2 protein-coding genes are annotated in these 1,196 nt (G+C 33.4%); both read right to left on the minus strand.

Translation table 11 applies throughout. The features are described 5' to 3' along the window. Nucleotides 1-29: 29 nt before the first annotated feature. The gene (locus C661_RS0120845) at nucleotides 30-605 is read right to left on the minus strand and encodes a transposase (RefSeq protein WP_017417244.1); all 576 of its coding nucleotides are present in this window, start codon (nucleotides 603-605) and stop codon (nucleotides 30-32) included. Further along, on the minus strand, nucleotides 568-1,107 hold the full coding sequence (locus C661_RS22500) for a winged helix-turn-helix domain-containing protein (protein ID WP_017417245.1): 540 nt from the start codon (nucleotides 1,105-1,107) through the stop codon (nucleotides 568-570). The genes C661_RS0120845 and C661_RS22500 overlap by 38 nt, the downstream gene beginning before the upstream one ends. Nucleotides 1,108-1,196 lie beyond the last annotated feature (89 nt).

Below are 1,196 nucleotides of genomic sequence, written 5' to 3' on the forward strand. Positions count from 1 at the left end.
TATATAGGGTTCCTTGGTCATAACTTAACTTACACCAGGAAACTTCTAGCATATGCTAGTGAACGAAGTTGTTCTACATCAGAATTAAGTTCGTCAAATATCATCTTGATATCACTTATTAACTCATATATTGAACCTCTCGCAGAGGGTTTAAAGAGTTTGGACTTCAGAAAACTCCATACATTCTCCTGTGGATTCATATACGGTGAATACCTAGGTAGAAGAATAATGGTTAGTCTATCTCTATTATCTAGATAAAATTTCTCCATTTTTCTGCTTGTATGTGTCTTTGCATTATCCATGAATATTACTACTTTTTTACCTTCATTAATTTGTAGCAGATGTTCAATATGAGTTTTTATTTCTTCTGATGTTATTGAATGTTGGGAATGATAAACATCATTTACGGAGTGATAGTTATTAAGAATAGTTGTTGAGCCTACAACATTTACACCTGTATGAGAAGCATTCTTCTCAAGAATAGGGGGATGCCCGATAGGGCTCCAAGACAAATAATTGCTAGACTCAACACTAATTCCAGTTTCATCTAGTGCATAAACTGTTGTATCAGACGAAGATTCTAAAGTTTCCAGTACTTCTAACATTTTTTTTAAAGGTTTCTTGCTCCGCTTTATCAGCTTTTGTTGGTTGTGCTTGAGCTCTTTTATATGATAAACCATTAGAAATTAGTAATACTCTAATGACTTCAGCAGAGATTTTTACTCCATACGTCATTTCAATATATAGAGCTAGTAACCCACAAGTCCAAGTATGGCGAGTAAACCCAAAATCTATTGGTGAGTTGTTTTTAGCTACATCGACAAGATGATCAATCATCTCAGGTTCTAGTTTTTTTTCAGAACCTCCACGGTTATCTATTGCGGCCTTCATACCACAATCATTCCACGCTTTAACGTGCTTAACAATAGATGGTTTAGTCAAATTTGTAGCTTCAATGATATCATTATTACAATGACCTTGGTATCTCATAGTAACAACAGTTAGAACAAGTCTGGAATAATTAGAGTTAGTGTTATTTTTAAGATCAATTAATTCCTTAATTGTATATCCGTGTAATGATGTTATAGCAAATGATTTTCTTCCCATAATTCAAACTCCTTTCTCCGTACATTTAGTTTTTGGAGAAAAGTTTTAATTATTCGGTATAAGTTAAACATTCGTCAAGGAACCCTATA

Source organism: Clostridium tunisiense TJ (genome assembly GCF_000300195.1).
In the GTDB taxonomy this organism is placed as follows: Bacteria; Bacillota; Clostridia; order Clostridiales; family Clostridiaceae; genus Clostridium_J; species Clostridium_J tunisiense.

Coding starts and splice junctions, on each gene's coding strand:
- C661_RS22500 (WP_017417245.1), bottom strand. CDS start 1,107: ATGGGAAGAAAATCATTTGCTATAACATCATTACACGGATATACAATT.
- C661_RS0120845 (WP_017417244.1), bottom strand. CDS start 605: ATGTTAGAAGTACTGGAAACTTTAGAATCTTCGTCTGATACAACAGTT.